The organism is Streptomyces echinatus, assembly GCF_014203595.1.
GTDB classification, from domain to species: domain Bacteria; phylum Actinomycetota; class Actinomycetes; order Streptomycetales; family Streptomycetaceae; genus Streptomyces; species Streptomyces echinatus.
Genome location: NZ_JACHJK010000002.1, coordinates 50,201 through 69,558, shown reverse-complemented (window position 1 = coordinate 69,558; position 19,358 = coordinate 50,201). Strand labels below are relative to the sequence as shown.

The 19,358-nt window shown below is 72.2% G+C and carries 22 protein-coding genes; 11 read left to right on the top strand and 11 right to left on the bottom strand.

The genetic code is table 11. From position 1 onward, the window contains the following. Positions 1–323: 323 nt before the first annotated feature. A complete protein-coding gene (locus FHS34_RS04855; RefSeq protein WP_184961481.1) occupies positions 324–776 on the top strand; it encodes an ATP-binding protein in 453 nt (150 codons plus the stop codon). Between the two features lie 82 nt (positions 777–858). Here the strand turns inward: FHS34_RS04855 and FHS34_RS04850 are convergent, their stop codons facing one another. Beyond that, positions 859–1,749: an RNA polymerase sigma factor SigF gene (locus FHS34_RS04850; protein ID WP_184962824.1), complete on the bottom strand. Its 891-nt coding sequence runs from the start codon at positions 1,747–1,749 to the stop codon at positions 859–861. Between the two features lie 280 nt (positions 1,750–2,029). Between FHS34_RS04850 and FHS34_RS04845 the strand changes: the two genes are divergently transcribed. Next, on the top strand, positions 2,030–2,422 hold the full coding sequence (locus FHS34_RS04845; RefSeq protein ID WP_184961479.1) for a helix-turn-helix domain-containing protein: 393 nt from the start codon (positions 2,030–2,032) through the stop codon (positions 2,420–2,422). Positions 2,423–2,522: 100 nt separating this feature from the next. On the opposite strand, the gene FHS34_RS04840 is transcribed toward FHS34_RS04845, so the two are convergent. Next, positions 2,523–3,734: an epoxide hydrolase family protein gene (locus tag FHS34_RS04840; RefSeq protein WP_184961477.1), complete on the bottom strand. Its 1,212-nt coding sequence runs from the start codon at positions 3,732–3,734 to the stop codon at positions 2,523–2,525. 131 nt (positions 3,735–3,865) lie between these two features. Here FHS34_RS04840 and FHS34_RS04835 point away from each other — a divergent pair, with 131 nt between their 5' ends. Then, positions 3,866–4,348 carry a VOC family protein gene (locus FHS34_RS04835; RefSeq protein WP_184961475.1) on the top strand — a complete coding sequence of 161 codons (483 nt, stop codon included), beginning with the start codon at positions 3,866–3,868 and terminating at the stop codon, positions 4,346–4,348. Positions 4,349–4,370: 22 nt separating this feature from the next. On the opposite strand, the gene FHS34_RS04830 is transcribed toward FHS34_RS04835, so the two are convergent. The 4 genes from FHS34_RS04830 to FHS34_RS04815 are packed head-to-tail and all read right to left on the bottom strand — an operon-like array spanning position 4,371 to position 8,771. Next, a complete protein-coding gene (locus FHS34_RS04830) occupies positions 4,371–5,273 on the bottom strand; it encodes an aminoglycoside phosphotransferase family protein (protein ID WP_225817528.1) in 903 nt (300 codons plus the stop codon). Between the two features lie 54 nt (positions 5,274–5,327). Next, positions 5,328–6,206, bottom strand: a complete 879-nt coding sequence (locus FHS34_RS04825; protein ID WP_184961473.1) for a geranyl diphosphate 2-C-methyltransferase — start codon at positions 6,204–6,206, stop codon at positions 5,328–5,330. Between the two features lie 53 nt (positions 6,207–6,259). Further along, positions 6,260–7,312, bottom strand: coding sequence for a family 2 encapsulin nanocompartment cargo protein terpene cyclase (locus FHS34_RS04820; protein WP_184961471.1), 1,053 nt, complete (start codon positions 7,310–7,312; stop codon positions 6,260–6,262). 16 nt (positions 7,313–7,328) lie between these two features. Continuing rightward, positions 7,329–8,771, bottom strand: a complete 1,443-nt coding sequence (locus FHS34_RS04815) for a family 2B encapsulin nanocompartment shell protein (protein ID WP_184961469.1) — start codon at positions 8,769–8,771, stop codon at positions 7,329–7,331. A 319-nt stretch (positions 8,772–9,090) separates the two neighbouring features. Between FHS34_RS04815 and FHS34_RS04810 the strand changes: the two genes are divergently transcribed. Further along, entirely contained in the window at positions 9,091–9,885 is a 795-nt protein-coding gene (locus FHS34_RS04810; protein ID WP_184961467.1) for a VOC family protein, read from the top strand. A 34-nt stretch (positions 9,886–9,919) separates the two neighbouring features. Beyond that, a complete protein-coding gene (locus tag FHS34_RS04805; RefSeq protein WP_184961465.1) occupies positions 9,920–10,618 on the top strand; it encodes a ribonuclease H family protein in 699 nt (232 codons plus the stop codon). On the opposite strand, the gene melC2 is transcribed toward FHS34_RS04805, so the two are convergent. Together melC2 and melC1 are read right to left on the bottom strand one after the other, a co-directional pair. After that, positions 10,619–11,440 (bottom strand): tyrosinase MelC2, encoded by an 822-nt coding sequence (gene melC2, locus FHS34_RS04800; RefSeq protein WP_184961463.1) that lies wholly within the window; start codon positions 11,438–11,440, stop codon positions 10,619–10,621. Positions 11,441–11,474: 34 nt separating this feature from the next. Next, positions 11,475–11,858 carry an apotyrosinase chaperone MelC1 gene (gene melC1 / locus FHS34_RS04795; RefSeq protein ID WP_184961461.1) on the bottom strand — a complete coding sequence of 128 codons (384 nt, stop codon included), beginning with the start codon at positions 11,856–11,858 and terminating at the stop codon, positions 11,475–11,477. 333 nt (positions 11,859–12,191) lie between these two features. Between melC1 and FHS34_RS04790 the strand changes: the two genes are divergently transcribed. The 5 genes from FHS34_RS04790 to FHS34_RS04770 all read left to right on the top strand — a co-directional run bounded on the left by FHS34_RS04790 (position 12,192) and on the right by FHS34_RS04770 (position 17,320). Beyond that, positions 12,192–13,382 (top strand): FAD-dependent monooxygenase, encoded by a 1,191-nt coding sequence (locus FHS34_RS04790; protein WP_184961459.1) that lies wholly within the window; start codon positions 12,192–12,194, stop codon positions 13,380–13,382. 158 nt (positions 13,383–13,540) lie between these two features. Beyond that, the gene (locus FHS34_RS04785; RefSeq protein ID WP_184961457.1) at positions 13,541–15,034 is read left to right on the top strand and encodes an MFS transporter; all 1,494 of its coding nucleotides are present in this window, start codon (positions 13,541–13,543) and stop codon (positions 15,032–15,034) included. A gap of 67 nt (positions 15,035–15,101) precedes the next feature. Next, the gene (locus FHS34_RS04780; protein ID WP_184961455.1) at positions 15,102–15,701 is read left to right on the top strand and encodes a TetR/AcrR family transcriptional regulator; all 600 of its coding nucleotides are present in this window, start codon (positions 15,102–15,104) and stop codon (positions 15,699–15,701) included. 88 nt (positions 15,702–15,789) lie between these two features. After that, positions 15,790–16,773: an aldo/keto reductase gene (locus FHS34_RS04775; protein ID WP_184961453.1), complete on the top strand. Its 984-nt coding sequence runs from the start codon at positions 15,790–15,792 to the stop codon at positions 16,771–16,773. A gap of 52 nt (positions 16,774–16,825) precedes the next feature. Then, complete coding sequence (locus FHS34_RS04770; protein WP_184961451.1) at positions 16,826–17,320, top strand: DUF6328 family protein; 495 nt, start codon at positions 16,826–16,828, stop codon at positions 17,318–17,320. Positions 17,321–17,359: 39 nt separating this feature from the next. Here FHS34_RS04770 and FHS34_RS04765 read toward each other — a convergent pair whose 3' ends face one another. The 3 genes from FHS34_RS04765 to FHS34_RS04755 form a co-directional block, all read right to left on the bottom strand. Then, positions 17,360–17,773: a VOC family protein gene (locus tag FHS34_RS04765; protein ID WP_184961449.1), complete on the bottom strand. Its 414-nt coding sequence runs from the start codon at positions 17,771–17,773 to the stop codon at positions 17,360–17,362. A 170-nt stretch (positions 17,774–17,943) separates the two neighbouring features. Further along, positions 17,944–18,567 carry a DUF2238 domain-containing protein gene (locus tag FHS34_RS04760; RefSeq protein WP_184962821.1) on the bottom strand — a complete coding sequence of 208 codons (624 nt, stop codon included), beginning with the start codon at positions 18,565–18,567 and terminating at the stop codon, positions 17,944–17,946. Between the two features lie 121 nt (positions 18,568–18,688). Further along, the gene (locus tag FHS34_RS04755; RefSeq protein WP_184961447.1) at positions 18,689–19,114 is read right to left on the bottom strand and encodes an SsgA family sporulation/cell division regulator; all 426 of its coding nucleotides are present in this window, start codon (positions 19,112–19,114) and stop codon (positions 18,689–18,691) included. Between the two features lie 69 nt (positions 19,115–19,183). On the opposite strand from FHS34_RS04755, the gene FHS34_RS04750 reads away from it, so the two are divergent. Further along, positions 19,184–19,351, top strand: a complete 168-nt coding sequence (locus tag FHS34_RS04750) for a hypothetical protein (protein ID WP_184961445.1) — start codon at positions 19,184–19,186, stop codon at positions 19,349–19,351. Positions 19,352–19,358 lie beyond the last annotated feature (7 nt).

Below are 19,358 nucleotides of genomic sequence, written 5' to 3'. Positions count from 1 at the left end.
GAGCGGTCCCGTCGGACACCGCAGCCGCCCCAGCAGACCCCGGAGCGCCCCCGGCAGACGTCGCAGCAGCCGCAGCCGACCTCCCAGCCGCAGCCGGAGGAGACGTCCGATCAGCAGCGGGACAATCAGCAGGACGATCAGCGGCAGGACCAGCAGGGCGGTACCGAGTCGTGAGCGGGCGCCGGTACCCGCGCGCCCCGTACCGTGACCCTCGCCACTGTGCGCGGTAGGCGAACGCATCCGGTGGACTGCGCGGCCGGGCTCGGGGTACGAGGACTGGTGCAACAGCGACCGGCCGTACCGGGCTTTCCGAGAGAGACAGCATGACCGAGCACCTGGGCGGGGCAGTGATACCGACTGGTTTCGACGTACCCGTGGAGCCGCTGCGACGAGCGGCGCACTACACCGGCGAACCCGGATGCATCGCCGAGGCACGCGCCTTCGCGGCCCGGTTCCTCCAGCAACTGCGGACCGAATGGTGCGCCACCGTCGACGGCCGGGCCGACGGCGAGCTGCTGCTGATGGTGAGCGAACTCGTCACCAACGCCGACCAGCACAGCGACGGCCCCTACATCCTGGAGCTGGAGGGCACGGGCAGCGCCGTGGCGGTGTCCGTGTACGACAGCAGCAGCGCCCTTCCGCGCCGCTTCCCGCGGGACCCCGAGCGCGTCGGACGGCATGGGCTGGAGATCGTGCACGCCCTGGCCTCGGAGATCACCGTGGAGCGCGTCCCCGTGGGCAAACGGGTGCGGGCGGTCTTTGCGCTGAACCGCTGAGCCCAACCGTTGAGGAAGGCCGGTTCCGTACCGGACCGTCGGGGCACTCCGGCCCGGCCGGGAGCGCCCCGACGGTGCCGTGTCAGGCGCAGCCGAGTTCGCCGAGCATTCCCTGGCGCAGCCGGGTGATGATGCGCTTGATCAGCCGGGAGACGTGCATCTGGGAGCACCCGAGCCGCTCCCCGATCTCAGCCTGGGTGGCCTCCTCCACGAACCGCAGGTGGATGATCTGACGGTCACGGTCGCTCAGCTCCGCCATCAGCGGGGCGAGCGCGTGGAAGTCCTCGACGAGCCGCAGCCCCTCCTCCTCCACACCGATGAAGTCGGCGAGCACCGCCTCGCCGTCCTCGGGTCCGTCTCCGGTGAGGGCGGCGTCCAGCGAGGCCGAGTTGTAGCCGTTGGAGGCCAGCTGGCCCTCGACCACCTCGGTCTCGGAGATGTTCATCAGCGTGGCCAGCTCGGCGACCGTCGGGTCCCGGTCCAGCCGGCTGGAGAGCTCCTCGCGCGCCTTGGCCAGCTCGACCCGCAGCTCCTGGAGCCTGCGCGGCACATGGACGGCCCAGGTGGTGTCCCGGAAGAACCGCTTGATCTCGCCGACGATGTACGGCAGGGCGAAGGAGGTGAACTCGACCTCGCGCGACAGTTCGAACCGGTCGATGGCCTTGATCAGGCCGATCATGCCGGTCTGGACGATGTCCTCCATGTCGTCGCCACGACCCCGGAACCGTCCGGCCGCGAAGCGCACCAGCGACATGTTCATCTCGATGAGGGTGTTGCGCGCGTATTGGTGCTCGTGCGTGCCCTCTTCGAGCTCGGCCAGCCTGCGGAAGAACTGGCGGGACAGCTCCCGTGCGTCCCGCGGGGCGACGGACGCAGGGTCCTCGATGCCAGGCAGTGACCTTCCGACCGTCCTGTCCTGCTCGGTCTGCTCGACGACCTCTGCTTCCGACCGGATCCCGGCGGCGGTGTTCATTGCCTCTCCCACGAAAGTCACGGTTCGACGTGTGCCTCTAAGGGCCTGCGTGTCCCATCTCTTTTTGTGCGACTCGCGTCTCTCCGGGTACCCGCTTTCCGATGGGTCATGCCCCCGTGAAGCCGCTCACCGGGCGGGTACCCACAGTGACGCCGCGCATGCACCCGGTCGGCCGCACTGGCGTAAAACGGCTGTTCGAAGGCGGGTCCCGGCCCGGGATTTCCCTCAGGGCGGAACACCGGGACCTTGTCCCCGATCGCCGCACTCCTAGGCTGATGGGATGACCGTCCCGCTGAGCGACCAAGCCCGAGTGATCCCTCTGCGACCCGCGCCGGCCCGTCCGGCGGCGCCGGAGCCCGAGCCCGCCCCCAAGGAACCCCTGTGGCGGGATCTGGTCGGCGAGGTGCTGCGCCGTGAGCGGCAGGAGCAGGAGCGCACCCTCAAGGACGTGGCCGACGAGGCCCGGATCTCGCTGCCCTACCTGTCCGAGATCGAGCGGGGCCGCAAGGAGGCGTCCTCCGAGGTCCTCGCCGCCGCCGCGCACGCGCTCGGCCTGGGCCTCGGGGATCTGCTGTCGCTGGCGCACGGCGAGCTGACCCGGCGCACGGCCGAGCGGCGTCGGCCCGCCGCCGTGCCGCACCGGCCGTACCAGGGGCTCTGCCTGGCGGCCTGATCCCGCCGTCCGCCCGTCCGCCCGTCCGCCCGTCCGCCCGCCCGCCCGGCCGCCCGTCCGGCCGCCCGTCCGCCTGGTCATCCAGCCGTCGGCCGCCCGGTCACCCCGGCGTCCGGTCACCCGTCCGCAGCTGCCGGAAGAACGCCCGGACGTCGTCGACCAGCAGGTCCGGCTCCTCCATGGCCGCGAAGTGCCCGCCGCGGTCGTACTCCGTCCAGCGCACCAGGTTCTCCGTGCGCTCCGCCTTGTGCCGCAGCGCGATCTGGGGTTCGGCCGGGAACAGGGCGAGCGCGGTCGGGGCGGCCGACGGCTCGGCGGGGCGGGCGGTCCGGCCGGAGGCGTGCGCCCGCTCGTAGTAGATCCGGGCGGACGAGGCGGCCGTGCCGGTCAGCCAGTACAGCATCACATTGGTCAGCAGCCGGTCCCGGTCGACGGCCTCCTCCGGCAGCTCGGCGCAGTCGCTCCACTCGCGGAACTTCTCCACGATCCAGGCGAGCTGGCCCACGGGCGAGTCCGTCAGGGCGTAGCCGAGGGTGTGCGGCCGGGTGGACTGCAGGACGGCGTACCCCGTGCCCTCCCGCGACCAGTCGGCCCAGCGGCGCCACGACCGCAGCGTCCGCTCCCGTTCCTCCGGCCCGAGCCCGGCCAGTTCCTCCTCGGTCGGCTCGGTGGCCGCCTGCGCGCCCGGCAGCAGGTTGAGGTGGACGCCGATGACCCGGTCGGGATGGGCGCGGCCCAGCTCCCGGGAGATCGCCGCGCCCCAGTCGCCGCCCTGGGCGCCGAACCGCTCGTAGCCGAGCCGGCGCATCAGCTCCGCCCAGGCGTCGGCGACGCGGCCCGCCTCCCAGCCGGGCTCCGTGGTCGGACCGGACAACCCGAAGCCGGGGATGGCCGGCATGACGACGTGGAAGGCGTCGGCCGGGTCCCCGCCGTGCGCCGCCGGGTCGGCGAGCGGTCCGGCCACGTCCAGGAACTCCACGAACGATCCCGGCCAGCCGTGGGTCAGCAGCAGCGGGACGGCGTCCGGCTCGGGGGAGCGCAGATGCGCGAAATGGATGTGTGCGCCGTCGATCGTCGTCGTGAACTGCGGCCACGCGTTCAGCCGGGCCTCCGCGGCGCGCCAGTCGTACGCGTGCCGCCAATAGGAGACCAGCTCCCGCAGATAGCCGGCCGGGACGCCGTACTCCCAGCCGGCGCCGGGCAGCTCGGCGGGCCAGCGGGTGCGGTCGAGGCGGTCGTGGAGGTCGTCGAGGTCGCTCTGCGGGACCGAGAGGCGGAAGGGCCGGATGCTCGCGTCGGGTGCGGAGGTCATGATCCAGATGCTAGGGCACACGCCTCACCCGTCCGGGTGGTCCGGGGACGGGACCGATGAGTTCCGCGCGCGGGAGGGGTCGACACACATGACCGTGTTCCACGCACCGTTCCACGCCCCGGGAGGCGCTCATGACCACCGACGGATTCATCACGTGTCTCTGGTTCGACGGCCAGGCGGAGGAGGCCGCGCACTTCTACGTGTCGGTCTTCAAGGACTCCAGCATCGGACGCGTCGTCCGGTGGACCGAGTCCGGTCCCGGCCCGGCCGGCTCCGTGCTGACCGTGGACTTCACGGCCAACGGCCAGAGGTTCGTGGCGCTGAACGGCGGCCCCGAGTTCACGTTCAACGAGGCGGTCTCCTTCCAGATCCTCTGCTCGGACCAGCAGGAGATCGACCAGTACTGGGCCAAGCTCACCGAGAACGGCGGCGAGCCCGGACCCTGCGGCTGGCTCAAGGACCGGTACGGCGTCTCCTGGCAGGTCGTCTACGCCCCGCTCCTGGGCATGATCGCCGACCCCGACCCGGCGAAGGCCGCGCGGGCCACCCGGGCCATGATGGCCATGGGCAAGCTGGACGCCGCCGCGCTGGAACAGGCGTACGCCGGCGCGTAGCGGGATGCCCGGCCGGCCGCCTTCACCCGGCCTCGGCGAGGATCTCGGCGATCACGTGCCGGGAGTTCTCGGCCAGGGCCGGGTTGGTGTGCCGGTAGTACGGCAGCTGGATCAGCGAGATCGACAGCGCCCAGCCGCGCCCCCGCGCCCACTCCGCGTCGTCGGCGCCGACGGCCGCGCGGAAGGTGTCCCGGGCGGTCGCGGGCAGCAGGTTCCAGGCCACGATCAGGTCCACGGCCCGGTCGCCGACCCCGGCGGTGCCGAAATCGATCACGGCACTCAGCCGGCCGTCTTCGACCAGCACGTTCCCGGGGGACAGATCGCCGTGGGCCCACACCGGACCGGAGTGCTCCGGTGCTCGCAGGGCCTGTTCCCAGCAGGCCGTGACCGCGTCGGTGTCGACCTGCCCGGCCAGCTCGGCGATGGCCGCGCGGGTGGGTGCGTCACGGTCGCGCAGCGGACCGGCCCGGTGACCGGGCGGCCCGTCCTGGCGGGGGATCCGGCGCAGGGCGCGCACGAACGCCCCGAGATCTCCGGCGAGCCGTTCCGGATCCGCCACGGCCCCCGCCACCGGGTTGCGGCCCTCCAGCCAGCGGTAGACGGCCCAGGGCCACGGGAAGTCCTCGTCCGGTCCGCCCACCCCCAGCGGTTCGGGCACCGCCACCGGCAGCAGCGGAGCGAGCCGGGCCAGCACGTGCCGCTCGCGCGTCACGTCCGGTACGGCGGCGGGGCGCCGGGGCAGCCGGACCACCAGGTCGGCACCCAGACGGAACATGGCGTTCTCGGTCCCGGAGGACGCGAGCCGCCGTACGGGCAGCGCGGCCCACCGCGGGAACCGGCGGGCGACCAGGCGCTGGACCAGCGGGGCGTCGAGGTCGAGCTCGTCCGCGTGCATCCGCTGCGGTTTGCTGTCGAAGGCACTCATCGGAGCCCATCCCAGCGTCTCGACGCCCGCGCTGTCGACGGAATTACGCCGGGCTCAGACCCGGTCGGCCACGATGAGCAGGTACTGGAAGCTGCCGTTGCGGTACGCGGACAGGAAGGTGTCCTCGATGCCCGTGACCAGGTGGTCCGCCTCCTTGCGCAGGTCCCAGTACGGGATGGTGGCCTCCGTCAGGTCCTCGACGTGGACCGGCACCAGCCGGTTTCGGGCCATCGCGCGGAAGTACTCCGACCGCGGATGGATGTCGCAGATGTAGTGCGCGTTGATCAGCGACACCTCGCGGGAGGCCTGCCCGTAGGTGTCGTTGTAGCAGCCGGTGATCACCACGTAGCGGCCGCCGCGGCGCAGCAGCCGGGCGTGCTCGGCGAACAGCAGGTCCAGCTCGACGTACATGGTGGACTCGTTGTTCCAGGACGCCGCGTACGCGCCGGTCTCGAACCCGGTGTCGAGCATGTTGCGGTGGTGGTAGCGCACCTTGTCGTCGATGCCCCGCGCGCGGGCCTGCTCGTTGGCGAACTCCGCCTGCTTCGTCGAGAGGGTGACCCCGTCGGCGTGGCAGCCGTACCGCAGGTGTGCCACCACGCTGCCGCCGCCGCGCCCGCAGCCGGCGTCGAAGACCCGGTCGGCGGGGGAGAGCGGCCCGAGATGGGAGGCGAGCAGCTCGGCCTGGGCGTGCTCCAGCCGGTGCAGTTCGGTGGTCACGCGCTCCCGGCGCAGGGCGGCGTCCGGCTCGTCGAGCACCGAGCGGTCGGCCGCCCCGATGCCGTAGTGGTGGTGGTACAGGTCGTCGATCTTGCCGAGTTCGAGGTTGACCGGGTTCTCCTCGGCGTTCCAGTAGTCGGCCACGCGGCTCTGGTACGTGGACTGGGCCGGCACGGGAAGGGTTGCGGTCCGGGCGACGGGCACGGTCGTCAACGGTGACTCCTTGTTGCGCGTATGACGGTGTTTCGATCCGGTGAGCGGTGCGATTACCAGTAGTCGGGCAGGTGGTAGCGGTGGGAGTTGGTGGCGTGCCACTCGTGGTTGCCGGACACCCAGGCGGCGAGCCCCTCGGCGTAGCGCTCCACGAGGGGCGAGGTGGCGGACAGCAGGGCGGACTCCTCCTCGAAGGCCTCCATGATCCGGTTGTGGATCTCGACGGCCTTCAGATAGGCGGCCTTCAGCCCGCGGCGGTCGTTGGCGGCGACCACCTGCGGCAGGTTGAGGTGGGTCGGGTCGCTGGCCAGCTCCTTGGTGAAGGAGTACAGGTCGTTGACGATGGTGGTGGCGTTGCAGGCGAGGGCCGTGATCCGCTGGATCTCGGGCCGGGCGTAGACCTGTTCGGGAAGCTCGTAGCCGTCCACCGCGTCGACGATCGACAGACAGGGCCGGAAGTTGTTGAACTGCCGCATCACCAGGTACTCCCACACCCGGGGCACGTACCGGGTCTCGGCCCAGGCGGCCTCGGCCAGGTAGCCCAGGTGCAGCCGGGCGATGTCGTGCACGAACCGGCCGGTCTGGCTGGGGGTGGCGAAGGCGGCGTAGTCGGCGAGGGCGAAGTGGTACGAGCGCAGCGGACCGTCGGTCCGTACGCCCTCGCGCCACTCCTCCTCCAGCTCCGGGACCCCGTGGTACGGGTCGATCGCCGACTGGGCCATGATCAGCCGTCCGCCCAGTCCGCGGCGCGCTCCGCCCCGGCCCTCGTCCTCCTCGCAGTAGCAGGAGTCGACGACGTTCTCGGCGAGCAGCAGCTGGCCCGCGACCGTGAGGCGATCCAGGTCGAGTGCGCCCGGGTGCTGCAGGACGACGGCCCGGCCGAACTGGAAGCCGGAGAAGTCCCCCTTCCACGCCTCGGGGAACAGGTCCAGTCCGCGGGCCCAGGTCTCCAGCCGGCGGTCGACCTCGGCGGCCTTCTGCGGGTCGGCGGGAGCAGCCGGCCGGTGGCGCAGTCCGGGGATCGTGCCGGTGCGCCGGTCCCTGCGCATGCTCTGGGCGATATTCGGTGGTCCGGGCAGCCGGTAGCCGGGGGTCGAGGTGCTCATGACGTGCTCCGGGCCGTCACTCGGCGGTCCGGCCGAGCTGGACGTTCTCCAGGATGCCGGCCGCGTCGGGAACCAGGATGGCGAGCGAGTAGTAGGCCGTGACCAGGTACTTGATGATGGCGGCGGTGTCGATGCCCATGAAACGGACGTTCAGCCCCGGCTGGTACTCCTCGGGGATGCCGGTCTGGTAGAGACCGATCACCCCCTGGTCGGCCTCGCCGGTGCGCAGCGCGATGATGCTGCTGGTGTGGTTCCCGCTGACCGGGATCTTGCTGCACGGGAAGATCGGCACCCCCCGCCAGGCGGGCACCTCGTGACCGTCCACGCTCGCCGTGCCGGGCACCAGGCCGCGCTTGTTGCACTGCCGGAAGAAGGCCGCGATCGCCTTCGGGTGGGCGAGGAAGACCTTCGTCTTGCGCCGCATCGCCAGCAGTTCGTCCATGTCGTCCGGTGTCGGCGGACCGGTGTAGGTGCTGATCCGCTGGCCGTAGTCGACGTTGTGCAGGAGCCCGAACTCGCGGTTGTTGACCAGCTCCCACTCCTGTCGCTCGCGGATCTCCTCCACGGTCAGCCGCAGCTGCTGGGCGGTCTGGTCCATCGGGTCGTTGTAGAGGTCGGCCACCCGGGAGTGCACCCGCAGCACGGTCTGGGTGAGCGACAACTCGTACTCGCGTGGGGCCAGTTCGTAGTCGACGAAGCCGCCCTGGAGGGTCGGCTCGCCCACATGCCCGGCCTGTACGGGCACCTCCGCCTCGCCCTTGCGGTTCATCGGACGGTGCTGCCGCTCGACATACGCCGCCAGGTGGGCCGCGAGGGACGGCACCCGCCCGGTGAACTCCTGCACGACCGCCCAGGGCAGCGCCAGCACCACACCGGCGGTCTCCGCCCGCACGGAGGTCAGCCACAGCGGATCGGACTGGCCGACCGCCTCGTCGCCCATCTGGTCGCCGCCCGTGACGACGCCGACGATCTCCTCGTCGCCGTACTTGCCGCGCGCGTAGCGGGTGAAGCGACCGTGCGCCACGAGGTAGGCCTCGGTGACCGGCTGTCCCGCCTCGAACAGCACCTGGCCCGGGCGCACCTCCCGCGGCTGGAACCGGGAGGCGATCTCCCGCAGTACGTCGAGGTCGGCATAGCCGCGCAGGATCGGCAGCTCGGTCAGTGTCTCCGGGACGACGCGGATGTCGTCGGCGCCGTTCTGCTCGAAGTGCACGCGTCCGCGACCGGTGCGCAGTTGCAGACGCCGGTTGACCCGGTAGGCGCCGCCCTTGACGTCCACCCACGGCAGGGTCTTCAGCAGCCACCGGGAGGTGATGGCCTGCATCTGCGGTTCGGACTTGGTGGTGGTGGTGAGCTGACGGGCCGCCCGGGTGCTCAGGCTGGTGAGCGGAGCGTCTGCCGGGGGGCCGGGGTCGGGTTCGTCGACTGCGGAGCCGGTGGCGATGTCCGGAGTGGACACGTTCCCTCCTGCGAAAGAGGCGGACAGGGGTGGTGCGGATCGGTCGGCGGTGCGCGCGGTGCCGGTGCGCTCGGACCAGCCAAACAGGGCACGTGATCTTCCGGTACAGCGTGAAAGGGGCGGTTTCGATCACTGCGTCGCGTAAACGAGCCGTTGAGCGCGTTCCGTGGGAGCGGGGGTGATCGCGCGCCGGTGTCGCGCCTCCGTGCCCTGGGGGCGCCGGGGTTTCCGGCGTCCCGGCGTTCGACGGGCGGCGCGACCACAGGGTGGCTAGCGTGAGGTAGCGGGACAATCCGGCCGACCGAGAGGGCTTTCGACCATGGCTGTGCAACCCGAGGGAACGCCCTGCTGGGCCGACGCGATGTTCAGCGACGTCGAGGGAGCCAAGAGGTTCTACGGCGACGTCCTCGGCTGGACCTTCGGCGAGTCGTCGTCGGAGTACGGCAACTACACGCAGGCCTACGCGGACGGCAGGGCCGTGGCGGCCGTCGTCCCGCCCATGCCCGGCCAGGAGGGCCAGTCGCAGTGGTGCCTGTACCTCGCCTCGCCGGACGCCTCGGCCGCGGCGGACAGGATCCGGGAGAACGGCGGCGAGGTGCTGATGGAGCCGATGCAGGTCGGCGAGTTCGGCACGATGTGCCTGGCCCGGGAGCCCAGCGGAGCCGTGTTCGGCGTGTGGCAGGCGGGCACCCACGAGGGCTTCGAGGCGACGGCGACGCCCGGCGCCTACTGCTGGGCCGAGGTGTTCACCCGTGAGCCCGGGCAGACGGACACCTTCCTCTCCTCTGTCTTCCCGTACCGGATGAAGGAGATCGAGGACGACGCGGTGGACTTCCGGATGTTCGACATCGGCGAGGACACGGTCCTCGGCCGCATGCGCATGACCGACGACTTCCCGCCCGAGGTGCCGTCGTACATCAACGTCTACTTCACCGTGGACGACTGCGACGCGGCCGTGGAGCGGGCCACCAAGCTCGGCGGGATCCTCCGCTTCGGCCCGATGAGCAGTCCCTTCGGCCGGTTCGCGGCGCTCAGCGATCCGCAGGGCGCGAACTTCTCGGTGATCGACATCACGACCACCGAGGGGGAGATGCCGAAGATCAAGGACGTGTGACCCGCCCCGGGACGGGGCTCCCCGCGGCCATGGCATGATCGAGCGCATGCGTGAACGTGTGGTGGCCGCGTGCGACGGGGCTTCGAAGGGGAACCCCGGACCGGCCGGATGGGCGTGGGTGGTCTCGGACGACGACGAGCGGACCGCCGCCCGCTGGGCGGCCGGCCCGCTCGGCCGGGCCACGAACAACGTCGCCGAACTGACGGCTCTGGAGCGGCTCCTTGCGGCCGTGGACCCGGAGGTGCCGCTGGAGATCCGGATGGACTCCCAGTACGCGATGAAGGCCGTCACCACCTGGCTGCCCGGCTGGAAGCGCAACGGCTGGAAGACGTCCGCCGGCAAGCCCGTCGCCAACCAGGACCTGGTGGTCCGCATCGACGAGCTGCTCGACGGCCGGTCGGTCGAGTTCCGGTACGTTCCCGCCCACCAGGTCGACGGCGACCCGCTGAACGACTTCGCCGACCGCGCGGCCAGCCAGGCGGCCACCGTCCAGGAGCCGTCCGGCAGCGCGCTCGGCTCGCCGGAACCCCCGCCGTCCCCCGACACGCCGAAGGCGGCGGGGGCGCCGCGCGGAAAGGCACCCCGCCGCACGGGCGGCGGGGCGTCCTCCCGCACCATCAAGGCGAAGTTCCCCGGCCGCTGCCCGTGCGGCCGGTCCTACGCGGCCGGCGAGAAGATCGCCAAGAACGCGCAGGGCTGGGGCCACCCGGAGTGCCGTACCGCCGAGGTCTGATCAGACGTCGAAGGTGTAGTGCTTGGTGTGGTCCAGCAGGTCCGCCGGGCGCACGTCGTTCCACGGCTTCATCGTGTCGTTCAGGTCCACCACGTCCGGCGTGCCGCCCGCCGGCGCATAGGCGCTGCCCGGGTGCCGGCGCTGCCACTCCGCCCACAGCTTGTCCACGTATGCGTGGTGCAGCCAGAACACCGGGTCGTTGGGGGACACGCCGGTGGCCATCTGCCCGCCGACCCAGACGTGCACCCGGTTGTGCAGGTTGACCCCGCGCCAGCCCTCGAGGTGGTTGCGGAAGCCGTCCGAGGCGCTGTTGTAGGGCGGCATGTCGTACGTCGTCATCGCCAGCACCGAGTCCACCTCGGCGCGTGTCGGCAGCTCGCGCACGCTCGTGCCGAGGGAGCGGCGCAGGAACGTGCGGCCGTCGACGCGCACGTTGACCGGCCAGGCGCCGGCGGACGCGGCGAACGGGCCGTCCATCACCCGGCCGTCGCTGCTGCGCCCGGTGCCGCCGAGGAAGTCCGGCGCCCACAGCGAGGCACGCACCGTGCGGTCGGTGCTCCAGTCCCAGTAGGGCAGGGTGACCGAGGAGTCCACGGACTGCAGCGCCTGCTCGAAGTCGAGCAGGAATCTGCGGTGCCAGGGCAGGAAGGAGGGGGAGCGGTGGCCGGTCCGCTCGCCGCTGTCGGTGTCCGCCATGATGAACTCGTTGTGCGTGCGGACGAACTCGTCGTAGCGCCCGTTGCGCTTGAGTTCGAGGAGGGCGGCGACGAACCGGCGCTTCTCGTCGGCGGTCAGGGCGGCCTGGTTCTTGCGTACGGTCATGGTGCGGGGTGCTCCGGGAGTCTTGCGGGGGCGGTCAGTTGGCGGGGAACGGCAGCAGCGGCGCGCCCTGCAGCTCGTCCACCGCGGCGCGGGCGGCGGCGCGCGGGGTGGCCACGGGGTCGTAGTGGCTGACGACGCTGATCCAGGTGCCGTCGGCGTTGCGCATCACGTGCAGCTGCACGCCGTCGACGAACACCTCGTATCCGCCGCCGTGTTCGTGGTGGTGACCGCCGCCGCTGCCCGGCCCGCCCTGTATTCGGCGGCCCTTGTAGACCTCGTCGAACGATCCCGGCGCGGTGGGGGTGTGGTCGTGGTGTCCGGCTGCCGACGCGGTGGGGGCGGTGAGGGCGACGGCCGAGGCCGTCGCGGCCACGGCGGCCGCCGCGGTGAGCGCGCGGCGCCGGGTGATGTCGGGCATGCGGGTCCTCCTGAAGAGTGGTGCGGTGGTGACGACGCATGCCTATCGGGAGGTCGTGGAGTGGAAGAAATCGCCTGGAACCGGTTGGCTATGATCCGGACAATTAACCACATGTCGTACAGGGTTGAACCAAGATGATCTTGCTGTGAAGGTGGCCCGACCTGACCCGGAACGGGGAATTCCTTGCCGGGTCGCCCCGGTCTCCGCCGATCCTTTCCGGCGGCCGCCCGTCCGAGTGGCGCGGCTCACCACGGCAGACTGACGTGATCGGGCGGGCTCGCCGCCCTGCTACTCTCCGGTGCCGAACGACCACGTCCGGTGACTGTCAGGGGTGTGCGCGTGAAGGTCGTCTGTGTCGGAGGCGGGCCCGCCGGGCTCTACCTCGCCATCCTGCTCAAGCGGCAGGACCCCTCCCACGAGATCACCGTGCACGAACGCGACCCCGAGGGCTCCACCTACGGCTGGGGTGTGACGTACTGGCGTCACCTCCTCGACCGGCTCCGGGCCCACGACCCCGCCTCGGCCCACGAGATCGAGGCGCACTCCGTCCGCTGGAACGAAGGCGTCGCCCACGTGCGGGAGCTGTCCACCCGGCATCACAGCGACGAGGGCTTCGGGATCGGCCGGCACCGGCTGCTCGACCTGCTCGGCGCCCGCGCCCGCGCCCTCGGCGTCCGGGTGGAGTTCCGCAGCGAACTCACGGAACCGCCCTTGGGAGCGGACCTCGTCGTCGCCGCCGACGGCGTGCACAGCGCCCTGCGCACCGGCCGGTCCGGCCACTTCGGCACCCGGATCACCACCGGCCGCAACCACTACATCTGGCTCGGCACCACCAAGGTCTTCGACGCCTTCACCTTCGCCTTCACCGAGACCGCGCACGGCTGGATCTGGGCCTACGGCTACGGCTACAGCGGCGACCACAGCACCTGCGTCGTCGAGTGCGCCCCGGAGACCTTCACCGGCCTCGGCCTGGACCGGGCCGACGAGGGCGAGAGCCTCGCCCTGCTGGAGAAACTCTTCGCCGACGTCCTCGACGGCCATCCCCTCATCGCCCGCTCCGGCGCCTCCTGGCAGAACTTCCGCACCCTCACCAACCACACCTGGCACCACGGCAACCTGGTCCTCCTCGGCGACGCCGCCCACACCACCCACTACTCCGTCGGCGCCGGCACCACGCTCGCCCTGGAGGACGCCATGTGCCTCGCCGGCGCCCTGCGCACGCACGCCGGCCTGCCCGAGGCCCTCACCGAGTACGGGCGCCGACGCCGGGCCGAACTGGTGGCCGTCCAGAGCGCGGCCCGCTACAGCGCCCAGTGGTACGAGAACCTGCCCCGCTACATCCACCTGCCCCCGCACCGGATGTTCGCCCTCCTCGGCCAGCGCCACTCGCCGCTGCTGCCGCACGTCCCGCCGCAGCTGTACTACGGCCTGGACAAGGCGGCCGGACAGCTGGAGCCGCTGCGCAGGCTCAAGCGCTGGCTCGGCCCCCGCGCGGCCCGCGCCCTGCACGCCCGCCACCGCTAGCCGCTCCTCCGCCCGCCCCCGGCCACTGCCCGGCCGTCCCGGAGCGGACCCCGGCCCGAGCCGTCACCCGCGTGCCCGGCGCCGGTTGGTGAATGCTCATTCACTCGATAGGGTGAATTTAAATTCACCTCGTATCCGTGTCGCCCGCAGGAGCGCCGATGGACCAGCCGGCCCCGATATCCCCGCCGCCCGGCACCGGCACGCCGGCGCCCCGATTGCGCGACCGGCTCACCATCCCGGTGCTGGCGTCGGGCGGCATCCTCATGGCGGTCATGCAGACCGTGGTCGTCCCCCTGCTGCCCGACCTGCCCCGGCTCACCGGCGCGTCGGCCGCCGCCGTCTCCTGGACGGTCACCGCGACCCTGCTCTCCGGAGCCGTCCTCACCCCCGTGCTCGGCCGGGCCGGCGACATGTACGGCAAGCGCCGGGTGCTCACCGCCGCGCTCGCCCTGATGACCGTCGGCTCCGTCCTGTGCGCGCTCTCCTCCGACATCGGCGTGCTCATCGCCGCCCGCGCGCTCCAGGGCGCCGCGGCCTCCGTCGTTCCGCTCTCCATCAGCATCCTGCGCGACGAACTCCCGCCGGAGCGGCGGGGCTCCGCGGTGGCACTGATGAGCTCCACCGTCGGCATCGGCGCGGCGCTCGGCCTGCCGCTCGCCGCGCTGGTCGTGCAGTACGCCGACTGGCACACCATGTTCTGGCTGACCAGCGCCCTCGGCGCGGCGGGTGTGGCGGCGACCTGGTGGGCGGTGAAGGAGTCGCCGGTCCGTGAGCCCGGACGGTTCGACGTCCTCGGCTCGCTCGGCCTCGCCGCCGGGCTGGTCTGCCTGCTGCTCGGTGTCTCCCAGGGCGGCACCTGGGGCTGGGGGAGCGCACGGGTCCTCGGCCTGTTCCTCGGCGCCCTCGTCGTCCTCGCCCTGTGGTGGTGGCAGCAGTTGCGCACCGCGCAGCCGCTGGTCGACCTGCGGCTGGTCGGCCGGCCGCGGGTGGGCCTGTCCCATGTGGCGGCCCTGCTGACCGGGTTCGCCTTCTACGCCAACTCCCTGGTCACCGCCCAGCTGGTGCAGGCGCCGAAGGCCACCGGGTACGGCCTCGGCCTGTCCATCGTCGCCACCGGACTCTGCCTGCTGCCCGGCGGCGTCACCATGCTGCTGTTCTCCCCGCTGTCGGCCCGTATCTCGGCCGCGCGCGGCCCGCGCATCACGCTCGCGCTGGGCGCCGCCGTCATCGCCTGCGGGTACGCGCTGCGCATCACCGACAGCCGCGACCTGTGGATGATCATCCTGGGCGCCACCGTGGTGGCGACCGGCACGACGCTCGCCTACTCGGCGCTGCCGACCCTGATCCTGCGCGCCGTACCGGCCGCCCAGACCGCCTCCGCCAACGGCGTCAACGTCCTCATGCGCACCATCGGCCAGGCCGTCTCCAGCGCGGCCGTGGCGGCCGTCCTCGTCCACCACAGCAGCCCTCTGGGCGGTGTTCCCGTACCCACCCTGGACGGCTACCTGCTCGCCTTCGCCATGGCCGGTGCCATCGCCCTCGTGGCCTGCGCGGCGGCCCTGTCCATCCCGGGCGACGGCGGCGCCGGGGCCACCCGGCGGGCCCGGGGCGCCACCCGGGGCGCACGCGACGAGGCGCTGGAGGGAGCATGAGGGGCAGGGCGACGGAGGGGGCACGGCCCATGAGGACCATGGCGACGACGCGGGGAGCGGGAGGGCCGTGACCACGCCACCCGGTCAGGCGCCCGCCCCCGCTCGCCGGGACGCCGAGGCCACCAAGGCAGCCATCCTGAAGGCCGCCCGCTTCCTGCTGGCCCGGCACGCGCACGCCGACATCACCCTCAAGGCGGTCGCCGACCGGGCCGGCGTCAGCCCACCGCTGATCCTGAAGTACTTCGGCAACAAGGACACCCTCTTCGCCCGCGTGATGTCCTTCGACACCGACGCCGACGCCCTGCTGGACGCCCCGCTGGACGACCTCGGCCGGCACATGGTCCGGCACGTGCTGTCCAGCCAGCGCGACCGGGGCGCCGACCCGCTGCTGCGCATCGCCTTCGCCCCGCTGCACGGCGACCACGGCGACGTGCTGCGCGCCAACTTCCGCGCCCAGGTGACCGAGCGCCTCGCCGCCCGGCTCACCGGCCCCGACGCCGGCCTGCGCGCCGAACTCGCGGTCGCCGCCCTGGTCGGCCTCGGCGTGATGTACGGCATCGCCCGCGGCCCGCACCTGCGCGGCACCGGCGCCGACGCCGTCGCCGACCGCTACGGGCCCGCCGTACAGGCTCAGCTGACGCCCGGCGGGCCCGGTACCACCGGGTGACAGCCGCCGTCCGGCCGGCGCGCGAACCCGTACCCCCGGCGGAGCGGCCGGTCCCGCGGGGCGCCGGGCCGGGTGACAGACTGGCGCCATGGACGAACGCGTAATCGGCAGGTCGGGTCAGTGGGCGTCGGTCGTCGGTCTCGGCACATGGCAGCTGGGCGCCGACTGGGGCGACGTGGACGACAAGGTGGCCCTGTCCGTCCTGGAGACGGCGGCGGAGGCCGGGGTCACCTTCTTCGACACGGCCGACGTGTACGGCGACGGGCGCAGCGAGGAGACCATCGCCTCGTTCCTGCGCGGCCGCCCCGACCTGCACGTGCTCGTGGCCACCAAGATGGGCCGCCGGGTCGAGCAGATCCCCGGGAACTACATCCTGGACAACTTCCGCGAGTGGAACGACCGCTCGCGCCGCAACCTCGGCGTCGACCGCGTCGACCTGGTGCAACTGCACTGCCCGCCCACCCCGGTCTACTCCTCGGACGCCGTGTTCGACGCCCTGGACACCCTGGTCGAGGAGGAGCGCGTCGCCGCGTACGGGGTGAGCGTGGAGACGTGTGCCGAGGCGCTGACCGCGATCGCCCGGCCGAACGTGGCGAGCGTGCAGATCATCCTCAACCCCTTCCGGATGAAGCCCCTGACCGAGGTCCTGCCCGCCGCCCGCGAGGCCGGCGTCGGCATCATCGCGCGCGTGCCGCTCGCCTCCGGCCTGCTGTCCGGCAAGTACACCAGGGACACGGTGTTCGCGGCCGACGACCACCGCACCTACAACCGTCACGGCGAGGCCTTCGACCAGGGCGAGACCTTCTCCGGCGTCGACTACGGCGCGGGCGTGGAGGCCGCCGCCGAGTTCGCCGCGCTCGCCCCCGAGGGGTACACCCCGGCCCAGCTGGCGCTGCGCTGGATCATCGAGCAGGACGGCGTGACCACGGTGATCCCCGGTGCCCGCAGCCCGGAGCAGGCCCGCGCCAACGCCGCCGCGGCCAAGCTGCCGCCGCTGCCGGAGGAGACCCGCACCGCCATCCGCGAGCTGTACGACCGCCGGATCAAGGACCAGGTCGAGCACCGCTGGTGAGCGGGCGACCGCCGACCGTTTGAACGAACGGCCGGGCGGTTACACGCACCGCATGACACAGGAAGGGCGGCGCAAGGGGCGTGACGAGTCCGAGGAAGAGCGGGCCGACCGGATGTGGGGCGAGCTCATCCAGGAGGTCCGGGTGGCCCAGACGGGCGTGCAGATCCTGTTCGGCTTCCTGCTCACCGTCGTCTTCCAGCCCAAGTACGGCCGCCTGGCCCTCCCCGACCAGACGATCTACATCGTGACCGTCGTCCTGGGCGCCTGCGCGACCGGCGCCCTGATCGGTCCGGTGTCACTGCACCGCCTGGTCTCCGGCCGCCGGGTCAAGCCGCAGGCCGTGCGGCTGGCCTCCCGGATGACGTTCGTCGGCCTGGTCCTGCTGCTGGCCACGATGACGTCGTCGCTGCTGCTGATCCTCCGGGTGGCCACGCACGACGGCTATGTGCCCTATCTGGTGACCGGCGTCGTCGCCTGGTACCTCGTGTGCTGGTACGGCCTGCCCCTGTGGGCCCGCCGCAGGCACACGAGCCGGTCGGACGACTGAGGTCCTCCGTCCGGCCGGGTGCCCGCGACGGCCGTCCCCCTAGGGGCGGACGTAGGGGCGGGTCATGATCTCCATGTTGTGGCCGGACGGGTCGGTGAAGTAGGCGCCGCGGCCCCCGAAGAGACGGTTGATCCGGCCCGGATCGGTGTGGTGCGGATCGGCGTAGTACGTGACGTCGAGCGCTTCCAGCCGGGCGATCATGGTGTCGAACTGCTCCTCGGGCACGAGGAACGCGTAGTGCTGCGACTGTATGGGTTCCTCGCGCTGTTCGTAGTAGTCGAGCGTCACGCCGTTGCCGAGGTCGACGGGCAGGAACGGTCCGAACGGGGCGCCGACCGTCAGTCCGAGGACGGCGGCGAGGAATTCCGCCGACAGCCGCCGGTCGCGGGCGAGGACGGCGGTGTGGTCGAGCCGTACGGCGGTCGACGGGGAGTGCTGAGGGGTGGCCTGCATGGGGTGGCTGCGTCTCCGGTCATGAGATCTGCTGGACGGGCGCCTTCGCGGGCGCCGGGGCACGAACTCGGAGACGACGGCGGGCCTCTCGCCCGCCTCGCGCTCACGCCGAGGCCGGGACCCTCACTCGTGTATGGCCCATGGCCGACCCGGCAGTCACCCGGATGACCTTACCGATCATGGTCCGCAGGCGCAACGCCCGCCAGGGCGCGGAGCTGACGGTCGTGCGGCCGGCTGAGCAGCAGCAGCGACAGCACGGCGCCGATCAGCGCGCAGAACATGTCCCACTGGGTGTCCCAGACATCGCCCTGGGTGGCGAGGAAGGCGTCCGCGCCGTGCCCGCCGATCTCGGCCGCCAGCCACTCCAGCAGCTCGAAGCAGGCGCTGAAGGCCAGACAGGCGCACACGGTGAGCGGCGCGAGCCAGCGGCTGCCACGCAACGGCGAGGTGCGGCTGAGCAGTTCACGGACCAGCACCGCCGGTACGAAGCCCTGCATCAGATGCCCGAAACGGTCGTACGGATTGCGGTCGAGGCCGAAGGTGTCGCGCACCCAGTCGCCCAGCGGGACCTGCGCGTAGGTGTAGTGGCCGCCGAGCGCGAGGACCAGCGCGTGCACGGTCAGCAGGCCGCACAGCAGTCCCGTCAGCGGGAAGCGCCGCCAGGCCAGCACCACCAGGGGGAGGCCCACCAGCGCCCACACGGTCTCCAGGAACCAGGTGGCGCGGTCGCGCGCGCCCCACGCCGACACGGCCAGCCCCAGGGCCACCACGCCGGCGAAGAGGGCGGGCGGCACGCGGCGCGGCGCCGGGAGCGGGGCGGAGTGCACTGCGGTCACGGCGGGGCTCCTTGACTGAGGGCGTCGTAGGCACCTCATCGTGGCGCCGGGCCCGGTCCGCGGACATGAGTACGGCTACTCAGCCCGCGGAGAGGATGTCCGCCAGCAACTCGTCCACCGGGACGTGCTCCCGTCCCGGCGGGACGAGCAGGTGGGTCTCGCGCAGGAACGCGGCGATCGCGGGCGCCCAGACGAACACCACCGCACGGTGCCGGCTGCCGTCCGGACGCGCGTCCCCGAGGAACTCCATGCGCAGCTCCTGCCAGAGTCCGGTGTCGGCCGGCCGCAGCCGTACGTCACCGATGCCGACCGGCCCGTCCAGCCCCGCGCAGAGCATCTCCCGGTCCAGCCGCCAGCAGGCCAGCACATGGCCGTCGTGGGCGAAGACGGCGGTGACGGCGAACGGGTCGTCGGCGTCGTAGCCGAGATGGGCCAGCACCGGACAGCGGCCGGTGCCGGGCGCGAGGAGCTGCACCACCAGGGTCTTGTGCACGAACGAGTTCACGCGGGGACCTTTCGCAAACAAACGGCGTAGGGCCCTCTAGTACCCCGGCAGCGCCCGGGATGCTCACCCGTGCGACTGATTCCCGCGGGCTGCGCGCAGCGCGGCCGGCCAGCCGCCGACGGCCCGCTGGAGTTCCTCCGGGCGTCCAGGGCCTTGGTGGGGCGAATGCCCTCGGCCTCGGCGGACTGCGTGATCGCGGTGCCGGGCTCGGAGGAGGCGCTGGAGCGGGAGACGTAGTGGCTCG

What these genes read in the sequence shown, in the direction of transcription:
- FHS34_RS04830 (WP_225817528.1), bottom strand. Translation starts at nt 5,273, where the DNA reads ATGAGTGCCTTCGACAGCAAACCGCAGCGGATGCACGCGGACGAGCTC.
- melC2 (WP_184961463.1), bottom strand. Translation starts at nt 11,440, where the DNA reads ATGACCGTACGCAAGAACCAGGCCGCCCTGACCGCCGACGAGAAGCGC.
- FHS34_RS04840 (WP_184961477.1), bottom strand. Translation starts at nt 3,734, where the DNA reads ATGACCTCCGCACCCGACGCGAGCATCCGGCCCTTCCGCCTCTCGGTC.
- FHS34_RS04855 (WP_184961481.1), top strand. Translation starts at nt 324, where the DNA reads ATGACCGAGCACCTGGGCGGGGCAGTGATACCGACTGGTTTCGACGTA.
- FHS34_RS04820 (WP_184961471.1), bottom strand. Translation starts at nt 7,312, where the DNA reads ATGAGCACCTCGACCCCCGGCTACCGGCTGCCCGGACCACCGAATATC.
- FHS34_RS04765 (WP_184961449.1), bottom strand. Translation starts at nt 17,773, where the DNA reads ATGCAGGCCACCCCTCAGCACTCCCCGTCGACCGCCGTACGGCTCGAC.
- FHS34_RS04805 (WP_184961465.1), top strand. Translation starts at nt 9,920, where the DNA reads ATGATCGAGCGCATGCGTGAACGTGTGGTGGCCGCGTGCGACGGGGCT.
- FHS34_RS04850 (WP_184962824.1), bottom strand. Translation starts at nt 1,749, where the DNA reads ATGAACACCGCCGCCGGGATCCGGTCGGAAGCAGAGGTCGTCGAGCAG.
- FHS34_RS04810 (WP_184961467.1), top strand. Translation starts at nt 9,091, where the DNA reads ATGGCTGTGCAACCCGAGGGAACGCCCTGCTGGGCCGACGCGATGTTC.
- melC1 (WP_184961461.1), bottom strand. Translation starts at nt 11,858, where the DNA reads ATGCCCGACATCACCCGGCGCCGCGCGCTCACCGCGGCGGCCGCCGTG.
- FHS34_RS04775 (WP_184961453.1), top strand. Translation starts at nt 15,790, where the DNA reads ATGGACGAACGCGTAATCGGCAGGTCGGGTCAGTGGGCGTCGGTCGTC.
- FHS34_RS04770 (WP_184961451.1), top strand. Translation starts at nt 16,826, where the DNA reads ATGACACAGGAAGGGCGGCGCAAGGGGCGTGACGAGTCCGAGGAAGAG.
- FHS34_RS04835 (WP_184961475.1), top strand. Translation starts at nt 3,866, where the DNA reads ATGACCACCGACGGATTCATCACGTGTCTCTGGTTCGACGGCCAGGCG.
- FHS34_RS04845 (WP_184961479.1), top strand. Translation starts at nt 2,030, where the DNA reads ATGACCGTCCCGCTGAGCGACCAAGCCCGAGTGATCCCTCTGCGACCC.
- FHS34_RS04785 (WP_184961457.1), top strand. Translation starts at nt 13,541, where the DNA reads ATGGACCAGCCGGCCCCGATATCCCCGCCGCCCGGCACCGGCACGCCG.